Source organism: Sphingobium wenxiniae (assembly GCF_007830065.1).
Classification (GTDB): domain Bacteria; phylum Pseudomonadota; class Alphaproteobacteria; order Sphingomonadales; family Sphingomonadaceae; genus Sphingobium; species Sphingobium wenxiniae.
In genome coordinates this window covers 217530-235098 of the sequence record NZ_VLKK01000001.1, presented here as the reverse complement: position 1 = coordinate 235098, position 17569 = coordinate 217530, and the positions used below count along the sequence as shown (strand labels likewise).

General features: G+C 65.7%; 19 protein-coding genes. 8 read left to right on the top strand and 11 right to left on the bottom strand.

Features of this window, described 5'->3' with window-relative positions:
- The first annotated feature begins 21 nt into the window (after positions 1-21).
- Genes gspH through IQ35_RS01015 form a run of 8 tightly spaced genes read left to right on the top strand, consistent with a single transcriptional unit; the run spans position 22 to position 5610 of the window.
- On the top strand, positions 22-510 hold the full coding sequence (gene gspH, locus IQ35_RS01050; protein WP_145071864.1) for a type II secretion system minor pseudopilin GspH: 489 nt from the start codon (positions 22-24) through the stop codon (positions 508-510).
- Positions 503-880, top strand: coding sequence for a type II secretion system minor pseudopilin GspI (gspI, locus tag IQ35_RS01045; RefSeq protein ID WP_021246443.1), 378 nt, complete (start codon positions 503-505; stop codon positions 878-880). Before gspH ends, gspI begins: the two co-directional genes overlap by 8 nt.
- Positions 880-1560 carry a type II secretion system minor pseudopilin GspJ gene (gspJ, locus tag IQ35_RS01040; RefSeq protein ID WP_145071863.1) on the top strand — a complete coding sequence of 227 codons (681 nt, stop codon included), beginning with the start codon at positions 880-882 and terminating at the stop codon, positions 1558-1560. Before gspI ends, gspJ begins: the two co-directional genes overlap by 1 nt.
- Positions 1553-2542 (top strand): type II secretion system minor pseudopilin GspK, encoded by a 990-nt coding sequence (gspK, locus tag IQ35_RS01035; RefSeq protein ID WP_145071662.1) that lies wholly within the window; start codon positions 1553-1555, stop codon positions 2540-2542. The genes gspJ and gspK overlap by 8 nt, the downstream gene beginning before the upstream one ends.
- The gene (gene gspL, locus IQ35_RS01030; RefSeq protein ID WP_145071660.1) at positions 2539-3657 is read left to right on the top strand and encodes a type II secretion system protein GspL; all 1119 of its coding nucleotides are present in this window, start codon (positions 2539-2541) and stop codon (positions 3655-3657) included. The genes gspK and gspL overlap by 4 nt, the downstream gene beginning before the upstream one ends.
- Entirely contained in the window at positions 3654-4142 is a 489-nt protein-coding gene (gene gspM / locus IQ35_RS01025) for a type II secretion system protein GspM (RefSeq protein WP_145071658.1), read from the top strand. The genes gspL and gspM overlap by 4 nt, the downstream gene beginning before the upstream one ends.
- Complete coding sequence (gene gspN / locus IQ35_RS01020; protein WP_145071656.1) at positions 4139-4861, top strand: type II secretion system protein N; 723 nt, start codon at positions 4139-4141, stop codon at positions 4859-4861. Before gspM ends, gspN begins: the two co-directional genes overlap by 4 nt.
- Positions 4858-5610, top strand: a complete 753-nt coding sequence (locus IQ35_RS01015) for a prepilin peptidase (protein ID WP_145071654.1) — start codon at positions 4858-4860, stop codon at positions 5608-5610. The genes gspN and IQ35_RS01015 overlap by 4 nt, the downstream gene beginning before the upstream one ends.
- Positions 5611-5657: 47 nt before the next feature.
- Here the strand turns inward: IQ35_RS01015 and IQ35_RS01010 are convergent, their stop codons facing one another.
- The 11 genes from IQ35_RS01010 to IQ35_RS00960 form a co-directional block, all read right to left on the bottom strand.
- Positions 5658-7064 carry a glycoside hydrolase family 16 protein gene (locus IQ35_RS01010; protein WP_242003264.1) on the bottom strand — a complete coding sequence of 469 codons (1407 nt, stop codon included), beginning with the start codon at positions 7062-7064 and terminating at the stop codon, positions 5658-5660.
- Positions 7065-7371: 307 nt separating this feature from the next.
- Positions 7372-8823: a cobyric acid synthase gene (locus IQ35_RS01005; protein WP_145071652.1), complete on the bottom strand. Its 1452-nt coding sequence runs from the start codon at positions 8821-8823 to the stop codon at positions 7372-7374.
- A gap of 41 nt (positions 8824-8864) precedes the next feature.
- Positions 8865-10502: a pilus assembly protein TadG-related protein gene (locus tag IQ35_RS01000; protein ID WP_242003263.1), complete on the bottom strand. Its 1638-nt coding sequence runs from the start codon at positions 10500-10502 to the stop codon at positions 8865-8867.
- On the bottom strand, positions 10499-10933 hold the full coding sequence (locus tag IQ35_RS00995; protein WP_021246453.1) for a TadE/TadG family type IV pilus assembly protein: 435 nt from the start codon (positions 10931-10933) through the stop codon (positions 10499-10501). The genes IQ35_RS01000 and IQ35_RS00995 overlap by 4 nt, the downstream gene beginning before the upstream one ends.
- A gap of 155 nt (positions 10934-11088) precedes the next feature.
- Positions 11089-11991 carry a PAS domain-containing protein gene (locus IQ35_RS00990; protein WP_145071650.1) on the bottom strand — a complete coding sequence of 301 codons (903 nt, stop codon included), beginning with the start codon at positions 11989-11991 and terminating at the stop codon, positions 11089-11091.
- A 111-nt stretch (positions 11992-12102) separates the two neighbouring features.
- Positions 12103-12324 (bottom strand): hypothetical protein, encoded by a 222-nt coding sequence (locus IQ35_RS00985; protein WP_021246455.1) that lies wholly within the window; start codon positions 12322-12324, stop codon positions 12103-12105.
- Between the two features lie 32 nt (positions 12325-12356).
- On the bottom strand, positions 12357-13616 hold the full coding sequence (locus IQ35_RS00980) for an N-succinylarginine dihydrolase (protein WP_145071648.1): 1260 nt from the start codon (positions 13614-13616) through the stop codon (positions 12357-12359).
- The gene (locus IQ35_RS00975) at positions 13613-14632 is read right to left on the bottom strand and encodes an arginine N-succinyltransferase (RefSeq protein WP_184204846.1); all 1020 of its coding nucleotides are present in this window, start codon (positions 14630-14632) and stop codon (positions 13613-13615) included. Before IQ35_RS00975 ends, IQ35_RS00980 begins: the two co-directional genes overlap by 4 nt.
- 19 nt (positions 14633-14651) lie before the next feature.
- A complete protein-coding gene (locus IQ35_RS00970; RefSeq protein ID WP_145071646.1) occupies positions 14652-15854 on the bottom strand; it encodes a hydrolase in 1203 nt (400 codons plus the stop codon).
- 236 nt (positions 15855-16090) lie between these two features.
- Entirely contained in the window at positions 16091-16990 is a 900-nt protein-coding gene (locus IQ35_RS00965) for a DUF481 domain-containing protein (protein ID WP_145071644.1), read from the bottom strand.
- Between the two features lie 54 nt (positions 16991-17044).
- On the bottom strand, positions 17045-17521 hold the full coding sequence (locus IQ35_RS00960; protein WP_021246461.1) for an RNA pyrophosphohydrolase: 477 nt from the start codon (positions 17519-17521) through the stop codon (positions 17045-17047).
- Positions 17522-17569 lie beyond the last annotated feature (48 nt).

Sequence of the window (17569 nt, the reverse complement as noted above, 5' to 3'; positions counted from 1 at the left end):
GACGGTGGGATGCGCGGCTTTATGCCTTTGGAGCGTTCCGCCGAACACGGTTTCACGTCTTTGAAGCGTTCCGCCCAACAGGGCTTCACGCTGATCGAACTGATGGTCGTGCTGACGATCATCGGTTTTATTTCGGCGGCCGTCGTGCTGGCGATGCCGGACCCGCGTGGGCGGGTGATCGAGGATGCCGACCGCTTTGCCGCGCGCGTTGCCGCCGCGCGCGACGAAGCGGTCGTTACCTCGCGCCCGATGGGCGTGTGGGTGTCGGCTTCCGGCTATGGCTTCCAGCGCCGGGAAGGCGCGCAGTGGGTAACGGTGGAGGACAAGCCCTTCGCCACCGCCAACTGGAAAGCGGGCACGCGGGCGCTGGTGGGCAAGGAAGGATTGCGGCAGATCGGTTTCGACGGGACGGGCCTTCCCACCGATCCGCTCAAGGTGACGCTGGCGCGGGAAGGCGAGCGGGTGTCGGTGACGGTCGATATGGCCGGGAAGGTCATGGTCGGTGGGTGATTCCGCTCTTTGTCGCGATGAACGCGGCTTCACGCTGCTCGAAATGCTGGTGGCGCTGGCGGTGTTCAGCCTGGCGGCGCTGGCGCTGGTGCGCTTGCAGGGGGTGACGCTGCGGACCGCCGCCGATCTCGACAGCAAGGCGCTGGGACAGATCGTGGCGCGCAACCTGATGGTCGAGGTACAGACCGATCCCGCGCCGCCTTCAGTCGGCGAGGAAGAGGGCGACGTCGAAAATGGCGGGCGGCGCTGGCATTGGAAACGCGCAGTGAAGGCGACCGACGACAAGCGGCTGTTGCAGGTGGACCTGACCGTCGATGGGCAACCGGGCGCTTCGCCGGTGGTGTTGAGCTTCGTGCGGGTGGTGGGGTGATGCAGGCTCCCGGAACGCGCCGTGACGGGGGCTTTACGTCTTTGGAGCGTTCCGCCGAACACGGCTTCACGCTGATCGAACTGCTTGTCGCGCTGATGATCTTTGCGATGCTGGCGGGCGCGGGCGTGCTGTTGCTGGGTAATAGCGTGTCGGCGCAGGCGCAGGTGAAGGCGCGGCTGGACGATCTGGCGGCGGTGCAGCGGGCGGGCGGCGCGCTGGCGGCCGATCTGGGGCAGGCTGTGCCGCGCATCAGCCGCACGGAAACGGGGACGCTGGCGCCCGCCTTCTGGTCTCATCGCGGGGGCGAGGGGATGCCGGCGATGCAGTTCGTGCGGGGCGGCTGGGACAATCTGGGCAACCTGCCGCGGCCTTCGCTCCAGAAGGTTGAATATTGGGTGCGGCAGGGAAGGTTGGAGCGGCGGACCTATGCACAGGTCGATGGGGCGGCGGGGGATGAGCCCGCCGCGCTGCTCGATCATGTCGAGGATGTGGCTTTGCGCTTTCGCGATGCGGACGGGGAGTGGCGCGAGGAATGGACGCCGACGCAACCGGACCTGATGCCGCGCGCGGTCGAGATGACGGTGATGCGGACGGGTGAGCCGCCGGTGACGTTGCGTTTTCTGATGGGGCCGGGTCCGGTGGAAGAACGAGCGGTCGAGGGGGAGGCTGATCTTGGCTGACCCCCGGAAAGACGGCGAGCAGGGCGCGGCTCTGCTGACGGTGCTGCTGCTGGTGGCGGTGATGGCGGTGGTGGCGGCTTCCGCGCTGGAGCGGCTGGCGCTGGCGACGCGGATGACGGGCAATGGCGGCGCAGTCGATCAGGCGCGGGCTTTTGCCGATGCGGGGATGGAGATTGCGCGGCTGAAGATCGGCGATCTGGTGGCGGCCAATCCGGGTAAGACGACGCTGGCGGGCGGATGGATGGGCGCGCCGCGCGATATTCCGGTGCCCGGCGGAATGGTGACGGCGCGGGTGAGCGACGGGGGGAATTGCTTCAACCTGAACAGCGTCGTGGCGGGAGAGAGCGAGGCGAATTTGAAGGTGCGGCCGGTGGGCGTGTCGCAGTTCCAGGCGTTGTTGCAGGCGCTGGGCGTCGATGCGCGGCAGGCGCAGGTGGCGGCGGCTTCGCTGGCGGACTGGATCGACAGCGACAGCGTGCCGCAGCCAGGCGGGGCGGAGGATGAAACCTACGCGCAGGCGGAGCGGCCCTATCGCACGGCCAACCGTTTCATGGTGGACGCGAGCGAGTTGCGGGCGGTGCACGGGGTGACGCCCGCTATCTACGATCTGGCGCGGCCCTGGGTGTGCGCGCTGCCGATGGCGGACCTGTCGCCGATCAATGTGAATACGCTGCTGCCCGATCAGGCGCCCTTGCTGGTCATGCTCCTCCAGGGGCAGATGAGCGTGGCGCAGGCGCGGCAGGTGCTGGCGCAGCGGCCGGAGCAGGGTTACGGCAGCGTGAAGCAGTTCTGGGACGTACAGATGCAGGTGGGCATCAATCCGCTGGAGGAAGCGGCGCGGCAGGTGAAAGTGACGACAGGATTTTTCGGGGTGGACGTGGCGGTGAATGTCGGGGGAACGCAGATGGTGGAGCGCGGGCTGATCGACGCCCGGCAAAGCCCGGCGACGCTGGTGCGGCGCAATTGGGGTGGCGGCGCATGAATGGGCGCGAAGGATTGATCGTCGCTCTGCCAGACGAAGCGGGCGGGGAGCCGCTGTGGATGCGGGTGGTGGATGGCGCGGTCGTACAGCGGGGCGCGGGGGCGAACTGGCTGGCGGCGTGCGGATTGACGGCGCTGCCGTCGGAAATGGTTGTTATGCTGGTGCCGCCTGCGGCGCTGGTGACGCTGCACTGGGCGCTGCATCCCGATCTGCCCGTGCGGCAGGGGCGCAGCGTGGCGCGGCTGGCGGCGCTTGCCGGGGGGATCGTGCCGCCGGACCAGTTGTTCGCGGCGGCGGATGAGAATGACGACCCGGCAAGGCCGTATCTGGTGGCGCTCGCGGCGCGGAGCGATATGCAGCATTGGCTGCTTTGGGCGCAGCATCATGGGCTGGACCCGGACATGATCGTGCCCGCGCCGTTGTTGCTGCCGGAGCCGGAGGAGGGCTTTGCGCGCGGCATCATTGGCGGCGCGGCGGTGTGGCGCGGGCGGGACGTGGCGTTCAGCGGCGATATGGCGCTGGCCGAGCTGGTCGGCGAGGCGGAGGTGCGGGAGGTCGCTCCGGCGCAGGTGGAGGCGCGGGCGATCGCGGCGCTGGAAAGTCCTGCGCTCAACCTACGGCAGGGCGATTTCGCCAGGCGGGCGCGGCGCGATTGGGATAGGAAGGCGCTGGGCCGGATCGCGCTTTGGAGCGGCCTCGTCCTGCTGGTCAGCCTGTTGATCTCCGTCGTTGGCGTGACGCGGGAATATGTGACGGCCAAAAGGCTGGACGCGCAAAGCCTGACCTTGGCGCGGGAGGTGCTGCCCGATGCCACCGACGTGGCATCGGCGGAAAGCGAGATGGAACGGCAACTCGCGGCGCGGGGTGCGGGCGGCTATGCCTTCACGGCGCCCGTCGCGGGGCTGATGCGTGCGATGCAGGATAGTCCGGGCGTGTCCATGACGGCCTTGTCGCGCGATGCCGACGGGATGATCCGGGCGACGCTGGCGGCGGCGAAAGCGGATGACATCAACAGCGTGCTGCTGGCCTTGCAGGCGGCGGGCTTCACGATCACGGCCACGCCGTCCCAGGACCCGGGCGGGCGGACGCTGGCGGACATAACGGTGCGGCCATGATGGAACGGTGGAAAACGATGTGGGGCGAACGGTCGCCACGCGAGCAATGGATGCTGGGCGTGATGTTCGCGCTGCTGGCGGTTGTAGTGCTGTGGCTGGGCATCGTGCGGCCGCTGGAGATGGCGCAGCGGTCGGCGCATGCGGCGCTGGGCGCGGCGACCGACCGCCATGCGTCGATCCGGGGCAAGGTGAAGCTGCTCAAGTCCCTGCCGCGCGCCGCCGCGCCGGCCTCGTCCGGAACGCCGCTGGACCAGTTTGTCGGGCAGAGCGCGGGCGAAGCGGGGCTGACGCTGGAACGGGCGCAGGCGCAGGGCGCGGACCGGATGGTCATCGCCATCGCCGCCGTCCGGCCCGTGGCGCTCCTGACATGGCTTGCCGGGCTGGAGGCGCAGGGCGTCAGAGTGGAAACGATGAGCGCGCGGCCATCGCCGACGGCGGGCAGCATATCGGTGCAGGCGGTGCTGGTGCGGGGGACGGCGCAATGATGGGCCTTTCCCTGTCGCGGCGGATGCGGATCGCGCTGATCCTGATATTCGCGGCGGGCCTGCTGCTGTTCCTGCCGATGCGGATGGCGTTGGGCATGGCCGGGCTGGAGCGGTTCGGGCTGTCGGCCCGCGATGTGCGCGGCGTGCTGTGGAGCGGGCGGATCGACCGGCTGATGCTGGGCGAAACTTCGCTCGGTTCCGTTCATGCCGGGTTGTCGCCGGTGTCGTTGCTGATGGGGCGGGCGCGGTTCGACCTGTGGCGGCGAACGGGCGCGGCGGACGATATAAGCGGGGCGATCAACGCCGGTTTCGGCACGATCGGCGTGGACGATCTGACAGGCCCCGTTCCGCTGGGCCGCGGCTTTGCACCGCTGCCGCTGAGCGGCTTTTCGATGAACGACGTGACGGCCACTTTCACCGGCACGCTTTGCGGTCATGCGGAAGGGCGGGTGCGCGCCCATATGGCGGGGCAATGGCCGGGACTGAATCTGGCGCAGGGGCTGTCGGGCGAGGTCCGCTGCGACGGGGAGGCGCTGCTGCTGCCGCTGGTGAGCCAGTCCGGCATGGAAAAGATCGATCTGCGGATCTGGCGGTCAGGCCGCTATGTAGCGGAAATGCGAGTGGAGACGGCCGATCCAACGCTGGCGGCGGCGCTGGCCGGAGCGGGCTTTGCCGAAGCGGGTGGCGTTCGCGTGCTGAAGGTCGAAGGGACGCTGTGATCGAGCCTCTGGCCGCCCTGTCCGGTGGGATTGTCGGTGCGATCGCGGGCAGTTTCCTCGCGACGCTGATCCTGCGCTGGCCGCAAGGACGAGGTGTCATGCGTGGGCGTTCGGTCTGCGACGGGTGCGGACGGACGCTGGGCGTGGGCGATCTGGTTCCGCTGCTGAGCGCTATGGTGCATTGGGGGAAATGCCGGACGTGCGGGGCGAGGATCGATCCCCTGCATGGCCGGGTGGAAGCCGGTTGCGCCATGATCGGGGCGCTGGCGGTCGGCTTCGCGCCGGATGTGGCGGGGGTTGGCTGGGCGCTGTTGGGATGGATATTGCTGACGCTGGCGGTGCTGGACTGGCGGCATTTCTGGCTGCCTGACGCATTGACCCTGCCGCTTGCCTTCCTGGGCTTCACCCTTGGCCTGTGGGTGACGGATGCAGCGTTGACGGACCGGGCGATCGGCGCGGCGGTGGGCTATCTGGCGCTGCTGGCGGTGTCGCAGGGCTATCGGCTGGCGCGCGGGCGCGAGGGACTGGGGCTGGGTGACGCGAAGCTGTTGGGCGCGCTGGGGACCTGGTTCGGGTGGCAGGCTCTGCCGTTCATCCTGTTGCTGGCTGCGGGCATGGGGCTGCTGACGGTGGCTGGAAGCATGGTGCTGGGCAAAATGGTGGAGCGCACGACGCAGGTTCCGCTGGGCACGTTTCTGGCCGTGGCAGCTGTGCCGGGGTGGTGGCTGTCGGCCCTGTTGCTGGGATAGGCGCGCTCCTTCCCCCTCAGATGGCAGGGAAAGGAGCGCGCGGATCATCAAGGCGTGGAATAGATTTTGAAGCCGCGAATAATCATGTCGCCCGTGCCGTCATTATAGGCGCTGTCGGTTTTCACGGCGACGTCCATGATCGGATACCAGCGGAATCCGTTGAAGGGATTGACCGACTGATAGCTTTCCTTCCCGTCGATGAACCAAGTGATGTAGTCGCGCTGGATATCGATGGCATAGCGGTGGAAATCCTGGCTGTAGCCGCTCCAGCCATAAGCCTGATCGGTCTGTATGACCGCGCCGCTCTGAAAGGTGCGGGTGATGTTCGCGCCGCCGTGGATGGTGTGCGCGACATGGCGGTCGAAATCCCAGTAGCTTTGCTGGCCGAACCCTTCATAGACGTCGATTTCCGGCGGCCAGCCGCTGGTCGACACCAGCCAGAAGGCAGGCCATGCGCCGCGCCGGTCGGGCATTTTCGCGTCCCATTCATATTGGCCATAGCCGATCTGGGTCGCCAGATAGTTCCGGCCATCCAGCACCGAAGCGCCATAAGACCAGTTGCGCCCTTCATAATAGATGGGCTGTTTGAGCTTCTGGCTGTGCAGGACCAGACCCTTGTCGCTCCAGTAGACCGGCCCTTCGACGCCGGGAAATACCGACGAGTCGAGATAAAGACCGGTTTCCTCATTCGCGATCTGCGTGCGGCCATTGGCGAGCGACGTCGCCCAGCGGTTCCATCCGCCTTCGGGTGAACGCTTGTGCGTTTCCTTCTGAAGCTCGAACTGGAGCGTGCCGGTCGCGGCGAAGGTGCGCGGGGCGCGGAACGTGCCCGTTGCCTTGGCCGTGGCGGTCGCGCTGCTGCTGGCGGTGACGGTCGCGGTGGATTGACCTTGCAGGCCGCCCCATGGGGCTTCGCGCATCTTGAGCTGGAACTGCTGTCCGTCCTGCGCGGTGATGATGGGCACGGCCACGGTCTGCCGCAGCGGATCGCCGGGGCGGAAAATGACGACCGTATCGACTGTCTGGTAATTGATGTTGGATTTGGCCGCGTTGGTGCCTGAACCGTTGACGGTGGTGAGGCGGATGATGACCGTATTGGGCGTGGGCCGGTCCAGCGTGAGCGGGACATAGGCGACGTTGACGCCTGGCTGGAACGTGGCGTTGCCCAGCGAGGCCGTTGCCTTGTCCGGCAGTTTCGTGCCGCTCGCGAAATCGAAGGAGGCGAAGGCGCCTTCGGTGCGGCTGTTATAGTCCACGCTGCCTGCCGCCGTGGCTGCGGCATAGGACGCCGTCGTCGTGGACGGATTGCTGCTGCCGCTGCCGATGGTGGTTGCGCTGCCTTTGGCGGCGGGGAGCGACGTTCCCATATTCGTCACCGCCGCCGCCGCGCTGACGGCGAGCAGGATCATCGCGCCGGCCCCTGCCGGACCGACGCCCTTTATTCTATTCCACATGAACGACCCCCGTTCTATTGGTTTATTGCACAGGAAATGCCCCGATTTTCTTCTCTTTCTCTATGCAGCAATGGTTGAAGAAATCTTTGCCGTGAAAACAGTTCGTCGCAAATATCATGGAGTATAAATAGCGCTCATCCTGATCCATGGGATCATGACAGGACTCTTCGATATTTCCGAGCGGTTAAGGTCGATGATTCAGTACCGAAACGATTTATCGCTCGGTCGTTCAGATGAAGCGATGAATGGAATTGTTCGGGTGATATGCCGCGTCGTAAGTATATTCAACTATTGGGTGAATATAGCTTCAGCGCATCGCTAGGGCGACAAGGGCGTCGATATCGATATGCGCTTCGAGTTGCGCGGCGATATCATCGAGCGCCGCGTTCACGGCGACGCCATGGTCCTGCTGCGAGGAGGACAGGTTCCAGCGGTCCAGAAACGCGCTGCGCAACGCCGTGCCGCCGAACAGGCCATGGACGTAGGTGCCGAGCACGCGCCCGTCGGGGCTGGAGGCTCCGTCCGGGCGTCCGGCTTCCAGATGGGCGAAGGGGCGACCGCAGTCGGGACCGGACGTTTGCCCGATGTGCATTTCATAACCGGCGAAGGAGGCGCCGAGCGCACGGCCTTTCACCTCTCGCAGCGTCTTGTCGCCGGACAACACGGTTTCAATGTCGAGCAGGCCGAGACCCGCCACCGTGCCGGATGGCCCTTCGACGCCTTGGGGATCGGCGATCCGGCGGCCCAGCATCTGATAGCCGCCGCATATCCCCAGGACAGCGCCGCCGCGCCGGTGATGGGCGAGGATGTCGATATCCCATCCCTGCGCCCGCATCGCCTGCATGTCGGCGATGGTGGCCTTCGACCCGGGCAGGACGATAAGTGATGCTTCCGCCGGAAGGGGACTGCCCGGCGGGATCATGAGCAGGTCTACGTCGGGTTCGATCTTGAAGGGGTCGAGGTCGTCGAAATTGGAGATGCGGGGCAATATGGGGCAAGCGATGATGAAACGCGCGCCGTCCGGGCGCCGCTTCCTTTCGAGGATGACGGCGTCTTCGCTGGGCAGGCGGACGGCGGCGCTGAGCCATGGAACGACACCCAGGCCGCGCCAGCCGGAAATGGATTCGATCTGGCGGTAGCCGTCTTCGAAAAGGGCGATATCGCCCCTGAACTTGTTGATCAGGAAGCCGTGGATCATGGCGGCGTCTTCGGGGTCGATCACCGCTTTGGTGCCGACGATGGAGGCGATGACGCCGCCCCGGTCGATGTCGCCCACCAGTATGACCGGCACGTTGGCGGTGCGGGCAAAGCCCATGTTTGCTATGTCGCCCGCGCGCAGGTTGATTTCGGCGGGCGATCCCGCGCCTTCCACGACGACGATGTCGCATTGCGCGCTGAGCCGGTTGAAGCTGTCCATCACTTCGGAAAGAAGCTGTCCGCGCGCCTGCCGGAAATTCCCTCCGCCCAGCGTGCCGCGCACGCGGCCATGGACGATCAGTTGCGACGTGTGATCGGCCTGCGGCTTCAGGAGAACGGGGTTCATGTCGCTATGCGGATCGACGCCCGCGGCCATGGCCTGCAAGGCTTGCGCGCGGCCGATCTCTCCGCCGTCGATGGTCACGGCGGCGTTGTTGGACATGTTCTGCGGCTTGAAGGGACGGACCCGATAGCCGCGCCGCACCAGCGCGCGGCATAGTCCGGCGACGAGCACGGACCTGCCGACATCCGATCCGGTTCCCTGTAGCATGATGGCGCCCATGGCTTCGCTCCCTGAAGGCGGGAGCGAAGCATGGCAAGGGGTCAGGCCACGATGGTGGCGATACCGCAGCGCATTTCATGCACGCGCACATCCGCCGTGCCCAGCCGGACGCCCAGCAGCGCGGTCACATTGTTCAATATGCCGTCGAGCAGGGGCGCGGTCGTGCCCAGCAGCGCGCCGATAGGGGCGGTCAGGGGACTGAGGCCGACCTTGATGCCGAGAAGATAAACGTCGATCTGCGCCTGTTTCAGGAGGCTGACGGCAAGGCCCTGCGTCAGATCCTGCGTGTGGACGGTCTTGGTCTGCTGGGCGCTGATTTCCGCCGGAGAGAAATGGACCGACTGCGGCTGCACGCCGCCCAGCGAAATATTGGCATGGCCCGTCACCTTGGTGGTCAGCGCCTGCGCCAATAGCGCGGGCCGGAAATTGGGAGGCGTGGAGAAATCGGTCAGCGCGTTCGTGTCGACTTCGGCCAGGGCCGCCGTGCCGATGGACGGCGTGACCGTCAGCGTTACGCCATTGCCCGGCGTGTCGCGGGCGCAATTAATGTCGGAAAGCCGCGCCTGCGCGGCGGCGAGTTCGACATAAAGCGGGATGCGGACGGATGCGAGGGGAGCCAGCGCTGCCGCCACGGTGCTTTCCAGATAGAGGCGCGTCTGGGCGGTGCGCAGCACGACATTCCGGTCCGAGGTGATGCTGAGCAGCGGGGAGCGCGCCTCGCCGCTGCCCAGGATCAGCTTGAGCCGGGTGCTGCTGAGGCCGGGGACGCCCAGTTGCAGGTCGATCGGCACCGATGTTCCCGGCGCCGGGTTCAGGATCATGCGCAGCATCGAGAAGGCGTCCATCAGGATGGTCGGTTGCCCGGTCGCGTCGCCCGCGCTTCCCGCCGGCCCCAGATCGATGACATCCTTGAGGCGCACGGTGCGGCCGGGGATGCTGTTGCCGATCCGGCGCAGCGTGGCGGCGGTCTGGCTGTCGGTCACGCCATCGGCGACGGCATTGACGATATCGCCGACCGGAATGTGGCGGTCGAACAATTGCGCGAAGGCTTCGTCCTGACGGCCGAGCCTCAATTGCAGGGCGTCGGCCATGCCGAGCAGGTCCACCTTTGCATTGAGCAGTCCCTGCGTATCCATCACCGAAAGATTGAGGCTGGTCCCGGCAAGGCTGGAAAGCAGCATGTTGGGCAGCCCGTCGCTGACCGAAGCCAGTCCCGTACCGATGGAAAAGGCAGCGGCATCCTTGCGCGCCGCGGTGGCGCGGGCGTTGATGTTGACGCCGTCTTCGCCCACCAGCAGGCGGCCGAAGAACAGGGGCGTGCGCCGCCGCACTTCCAGACGCAGCGCGCCTCCCGCCGGGCCGCCCGCGACGAAACGCTCGCCAGCGGGCACGGCAGGGTCCGGCCGATATTGGCCGTCCTCGACGGAAGCGAGGAAGGCGCCGCTGACGCCGCTGCGGGCGATGAGCTGTTCGGCGGCGGGCCGGCCTCCGCTGACCGCGGCGAGCGCGGCCGCGTCCGCAATGCCCTGCAACTGGCGTTTGGCGAGATAGATGGAACCAAGGTCCACCGCCACCGTCGCGGACCCCGCGAGCATCAGCAGCGATCCGGCGAGCAGGATGGTGACTCCGCCTTTTTCGTCGCTGCGAAATGGCATGAAGCTGCGCGAAAGGGACTTCATCGTTCATAGATCCTTATAACGGCGCTGCGTTCAAGGATGCGCGAGGGGACGGGAATGAAGGAGGACGAGAAGAGGGGGTTGCCCGACAGGTCGTAATCGAGCGTGACCGTAAAATAGCCGCCATTCTCGCTGCTGTTCACGCCGATCGGGTTGCTGTTGCGTAGGGGAAGGGATGCCGTGCTGGCGGTCACGGTCTGTTGCGCAAGGGCTTGCCGCTCCGCCGCGTCCAGTCCTGCGACAGCGGCGCGGGCGGCGTCATTGGCGGCCTGTTGCAGGCTGTGCGCCGTCATGAACCACGATCCGTAGATCACCATGCCCAGCAGCAGGGCGATAAGCAGAGGAAGCGCGATGGCGGCTTCCACCAGGACGCTGCCGCGCATGTCGCGCTTGAACGGCTGGGCCGGACGGGCGGGATGAAGGCGCTTTTTCATGCCGCCAGCCTAGCGAAGACCGCTCAATGGCCGGTTTTCCGATAAATGGAGCCACTATGCAGGATTTGCGTAAATGGTTTCGCGGCAACGGTTGCCCAGCAGCGAAATGAGGCGCCTTCCTTATCTAAACCCTGGATTTTCCTTCCGGAATGGATTCACTTTGCGGAATTTGCGGTTTCCTCCCGGCGAGTGACGACCAGAATCGCCCCTTCGGACCCGTAAATGCCCTGTAATCGCGCGATGCCGATGTCCGCGGGAATGACGGAGCCGGTGTTGGTCAGCAGGCTGGCGGCGATCCTGCGGTCGCCTTCGCCGCGCAGGACATGCTCCAGTTCCTCGCGCAGCCGGGGCCGGGCGGGCAGGTCGGCCAGTTCCACCAGACTGACCTGGACCAGCCGATCCAGCGGCAGTCCGATCATCGCGCAGAACATGTCGTCCGCAAACTCGATATATCCCCGGCTCGACACCTTCAAATGGCCTATGCCTCCGTGAACGCGTAACGCCTGCATCAACGACGCCTTCGCATCGGCCAGCCGGTTCCGTTGCACATCGTCGGTGATGTCGCTCAGCAACAGGGCGACGCCCTCCGGGAAGGGAAAGGTTTCGAATCGAATCCAGCAATTTTCGCGGAAGGGGGAGGGGATGTCGGCCGCGCTGCCTTCTCCCGAAATCATGCTGTGCCGAATATGCGACTGGGTAAGGGATTCGGTCAGTTCCGGCAGGGCCTCCCAGAGCGGCAATCCCTCCAGATGCCTGTCCCACCGGCGCGTCATGGCCAGCGCGGCCTGATTGACATGGCCGATCGTGTAATCGGCGCGGCACAGAATGAGGCCCTGATGAATCCAGGCCGGCAGGCGGGACAGCAGGTCGGGACCGGTCGCCGCTTCCGATCTGCTCACCGTCATCGTGCGGAAATGGTCAAGCCCCATGAAGATATGCGTTTCCCGTCCATGATGGGTGACCAGCAGCGGTTCCTGCACGCCGATTTCCCGCCAGTGGGCGAAATTGCGGACAAGTTCGGCAGCCGGGACGCTTCGGCCGTAGCGATCGTTCAACATCGATCATCCCCTTCCTCATCGTTATTTGGAAAAGGATACAGCTGCGCGGCAGGGCGCGAAGACGCAGACGTGTCGAAAGTGGAGGAATCCCGCGTCAGCGAGGAGAAGAGATCAGCGCGACAGCGCTCTTTGCATGTCCACGGCGTCCAGCATCTTGCCGCCCGCCATGAACACCGCGCCGGTGCAGGCGAGCGCAAGCAACTGGCCGCCGAAACCGGGATATTGGTGCATGTAGACCGCGCCCCGCTCCGTCGCGCCGAGCGCCAGGGCGTATATCACCAGAAACGCCTCGAACTTGGTCTTGATCGTGAAGAGGCGCTTGATCCGTTCCATTGCAGTCCCACCTGGCGATCACCCGCCCGCCGCTATGGGATTAAGTCGCCTGAAAGCTGCAAATGGTCAACCAGCGTTAACCATGATTGTTCGATCCGCGCGATGAGCCGGGTGTCGGCAAGGTCGGCCGGAGCGATTTCCTCCGGCCAGTAATCCGCGACGATGGCGGCGATGCGGTCGAGCTTGGCTTCGTCGAGAAGGAAGCGGGGGTCGATATCGGCGGGATCGGCCACGACGCGCAGGCGCAGACAGGCGGGTCCGCCGCCGTTCGCCATGGATTGCCGCACATCGACGGGGACCAGGCGGCGGATGGGGCCGTTGCCCGCCACCATCCGTTCGAGCCAGGACCAGACGGCGGGCGTTTCCCGTGCTTCGGTGGGAAGGATGAGCGCCATGACTCCGTCGGGAAGCGTCACGAGCTGCGCGTTGAAGAGATAGCTGCGGATCGCGTCGGCAAGGCTCACCGCGCTGGCGGGGACTTCGACGATTTCGACGCCGGGGAGCGCGGCCTTGAGGGCGGTGTAGAACGCTTCCTTGTCGGCGAAAGCCTGTTCATGGGTGAAGAGGACGCGCTCATTGGCGACGGCGACCACGTCATTGTGGAAGGCGCCCGCCGCGATGGCTTCCTCCGATTGCTGGACGAAGAGGGTGCGGGCGGGGGCGAGTCTGTGGAGGCGGGCGACGGCTTTGCTGGCCTCGACATGCTGGCGGGCGGGGAAGGGGCCGCCGGACTGGCCGTAAACGAATACCTCGACACCGGGCGCGCCGTGGCTTTCGGCGAGGCGCATGTGATTGGCCGCGCCTTCGTCGCCGAAAGGGGCCGGAATGGGACCGTGGACCGTGAAGGCGTCGCTGGCCCCGAAGGCGATCTGAAGCTGCTTAAGCGTCTGGGGCCATTCATGGCTGCGGTGGGGCATCGTCACGAGATTGGCGACGGTGAGGTGCGTGCGCCCGTCGCTCGTATCGCTCGCGGGGGAGACGGTCGCGGCGTTGGCGGCCCACATGGAGGACGCGGACATGGCGGCCGCGCGGATATGCGGCTCCGCATGGCTGACATTGGTGCCGAGCAAGGCCAGCCATGCGTTATCGGGCCGCCATTGGGGCAGGAATAGCCCTTGCATCAGACCCAGGCGAATGTTGCCGCGCATTTTCTCCAGCCCTTGCAGCGCGGCGGCGCGGGGGCGGGATACGGCTCCGGCATTGCGGGCGGAGGCGAGGTTGCCCAGGCTGAGGCCCGCATAATTGTGGCTGGGACCGATCAGCCCGTCGAAATTGATTTCCCTGACGCTCATGCCCGCCCCGCCATGCTGAATGTCTCGCCCGGCTCAAGGCCGAGCAGGGCCGCACTGTCCGCGTCCAGCGAGATCGCGCCATCCTCGCCCTCGCGCACGAAGCCGTAGGTGCAGCGATAATCGGCAAGACGGCCGGTAGCGATCAGCATCTTGTCCCCGCTTTTGTCGTGCAGGGCAGAAAGGGTGACGTCGCGCGCCTGCGCGATGGTGCGGAGCGAGTCGATCTGGCCCACCATGGTCGGGCCGCCGTCGAATATGTCTACATAGCCGGGGTTGGTGAAACCTTCCGTCTCCAGCATCCGCATTGCCGCGCGGCCATTGGGGTGGGGCAGGCCGATGACGGCGCGGGCGCTGTCGGTCAGCATGGCCGTATAGATCGGCGTCTTGGGCATCAGGTCGGCGATGAACTGGTTGCCGTTGATGGCGTTGAATTCATCCGCTTCCTGAAAGCTCATGCCGAAGAAACGCCCGGCCAGGCCGTCCCAGAAAGGCGATCCGCCCGCTTCGTCGATGACGCCGCGCAGTTCCGCGATGATCTGGCTGCCGAAGCGCGGGCGGTGGTTGCGGATGTAGAGATAGCGGCTGCGGGCGAGGAGCAGGCCCAGCCCTTCGGCGCGCTCGCGGGGGTGGAGGAAGAGGCCGCCGACTTCGGTCGAGCCTTCAAGGTCGGTGGTGAGCGACAGCATCTGCGCGCGGAAGGTGCGGCCGAGTTCGCGGCTATGCTGAGTCAGAACGCCAAGGCGATAGGAATAGAAGGGCCAGCTTTGCCCCACCATGCTGAATATCTGGCAGGTTCCGCGCACCTGCCCGGTCTGGGCGTTTTCCAGCACCATCAGGATCAGTTCGTCCTGGATGCTCTCGTCTGTGCGGGACAGCGCCTGTTCGGTCCTTTCGAGCTTGGCGGCCAGCGCTTTGCGGTCGGGGGGCAGGTTGGTGAAGCCGCCGCCGGTCAGCTTCGCCATTTCGTAGAGGGTCTGAAGATCATCCGCCCGCGCGGTCCGCATGAAGAAGGTCAAGCCGTCATCCTCTCTCGCTCTATTTCCCCTGCGCGATCCGCATCAGCGCCAGCGCGGACAGGCGGGCGCGTTCGGGCAGGCTGTCGGTCATCAGATATTCGTCCGGGCTGTGGATGGCGCCTCCCCGCGCGCCCATGGTGTCCACCACCGGCACGCCGCAGGCCGCGATATTGTTGCCGTCGCACACCCCGCCCGTGTCGCGCCAGTCGATCGAGAGGCCCAGATCCGCGCCGCAGCGGCGGACGAGGTTGAAGAGATTTTCCGCCTTTTCGTCCATGGGCTTGGGCGGGCGCCCGAAGCCGCCATGGAGGTGCATGGCGACTTCATGGTCGCGGGCGACCGCTTCCATGCTGCTTTCGATCAGGCAGCGGACGGCGATTTCGTCGGCGGGGGTGCGGGGCCGGAAATTGACGCGGAGAATGGCGTGATCGGGCACGACATTATTGGGGCCGCCCCCATCGATTCGCGCCGGGTTGCAGGAAAAGCCGCTGCCGCTCGCCGCTTTGAGGCGCAGTGCGAGGTCGGCGGCGGCGAGCAGGGCGTTACGGCCTTCGTTGGGATTGCGGCCGGCATGGGCGCTGCGGCCCGTGACGATGATGGAGAAATTGCCGCTGCCCGCCCGCGCGCCTGCCAGCGTGCCGTCGGGGAGAGCGGGTTCATAGGTGAAGGCCGCGACCTTGCCCGCCGCCCTCTGCCGCAGCAGGCCGGCGGAGGAGGCGCTGCCCACTTCCTCATCGCTGTTGATGACGACATCATAGCCCAGCGCGGCGCGGCCTTCCCATGTTTCCACGGCCTGAAGCGCGGCGAGCATGATGGCGAGACCGCCTTTCATATCTGCGACGCCGGGGCCGTTCAGCACCGCGTCGTCCAGCCATCGCTGCGCCTGGAAGGGGTGATCGGCGGCGAAGACCGTGTCCATATGGCCGGTCAGCAGGACGCGGACCGGCGCTTCGGAACGGACGGAAAGGAAGAGGTGGCGGCCATGGCCGACCTGCAACAGCACGCCGTCGGGGGAGACGCTCTCGACGGGCGCAGGATCGATCAGGCGAATGTGGCCAGGCAGGGCGGAAAAGGCGTCGGCCAGCATCGCGGCCAGCCGGGCAAGGCCGTCCAGATTGCGCGACCCGCTGTTGACCGCGGCCCACGCCTGCACCTGTTCCAGCATCGGCGCTGCCGATACATGGTCCAGAACGGCCTGTTCCGCGGGTGAAATGGCTGTCATTTCCGATGGTCTAACAGAGCGCGGCGCGGCCCTCCACCCCTCGTGAAATTTGGCGGTTATGGCGTTTGCAATCCTCCGGGCCGGACGGCTTTCATGGGTGGTGGGCGGGCATCTCCCAGCCGTCATGACGGCGAAAGCTGGCATCGATGTGGAATGGCTGGAAATGGCCGGAAGGGATCATGGCATGACGATGGGCTTGTAAACGGCGTAATCGCGTAAAATTTGCAGGTGGAGAATCAGAAATCATAGCTGAGGGTCAGGCGACTCAGCGTGTCGAAATCCTTGTCGGACAGCAGCGTTTCCGATTCATATTGGACGTTGTAGGAAAGGGCGGCCGACCAGCGGTCCGTCACCTTGGTTTCGAGCGCGGTCAGGGAATTGAGCGTGAAGACCCGGCTTTCCGCATAGCCCGACGCCGTCTGCTTGAAGGTCAGGGTAGGCGTGATGCGCCAAGCCAGATCCATGGAAGCGCGTCCCCCGACCTTGGTTTCGCGCTCGCCGCTCACATATTTGGCATGGCGGACGGCGGGACCGGCATCCACGGTCAGGTCGACTTTCTTGCTGACGATCAGCTTGTAGCCGATACCGGTCGATGCGGTGTAGCGTTCGTCATAGCCGATGGACGTGTCCCGCTCGAACTGGACGAGGCCGTAGGCGAAGCCGCGCGGATCGAACTGATAGCGCGGCTCGTAGCTGCCGAAATAGCGTTCGCGCGACGTGACGCCGTTGGCGCGGCGATAGTCGGCGCTGGCGGTCAGCTTGTGCGACCATTCGATGCCTGTCCGGGTCGCCGTCGCATTGGCGCTGATGCCGATTTCGCTGGTGGAGCCGGTGGAGCGGAAACCGCCCGCCTCGATCCGCCCGGTCCAGAGGTCCGTGAAGCGGGCTTCGCGAATCACCGCGTCATGGGTGGCTTTCGTCCGGTCTTTCCAGCTCGTCACCATCCGCTGGATTTCGTCGGAGGAGGCGGGGTTGGTCTGCCGCGCGATCTTGGCGATGGTGACGATCTCCGTCTCATTGCCGTTAGCGATGGCGGCTTCCAGCATTTCCCGAACGGCGGGCGGCAGGAGCGGCGGCTCCTCCGCGCGGGCGACGGACGTGAAGAAAAAAGGCAGCAGAAACAGAGAATGACGCATGGGGGGCGTCATAGCCGCTCGTCCGGGAAATTTAACCCCGATGGGATGAACCGTTCAGATGAGCGACTGGAATTCGTGCAATATGTCGCGATAGAGCTTGCGTTTGAAGGGGACGATCAGGTCCGGCAGCGTTTCGGGCGCGGTCCATTTCCATGCGCGAAATTCCGGGTGCGGCGTTTCGATATTGATGTCGCTGTCCTGGCCCAGGAAGCGGGCGAGGAACCATATCTGCCGCTGGCCGCGATATTTGCCGCCCCAGATCTGGCCGATCAATTCAGGCGGCAGGTCATAGAAATGCTCGTCGCGCGCCTTGGCGATGATTTCCACAAGCTTGCGGGTGATGCCCGTTTCCTCGCCCAGTTCGCGCAAGGCCGCCGCTTTCGGGTCCTCGTCCTCGTCTATGCCGCCCTGGGGCATCTGCCAGGCGTCGGCCCTGTTGTCGATTCTCTGGCCCACGAAGACCTGCCCGTCCATGTTGACGAGCATGATGCCTACGCAGGGGCGATAGCCGCGATCTTCATCCTTTGGCATGGACGCCGTGAATCCCTATCTTCATCGTCCCGCCGTGACGCGGGCGCT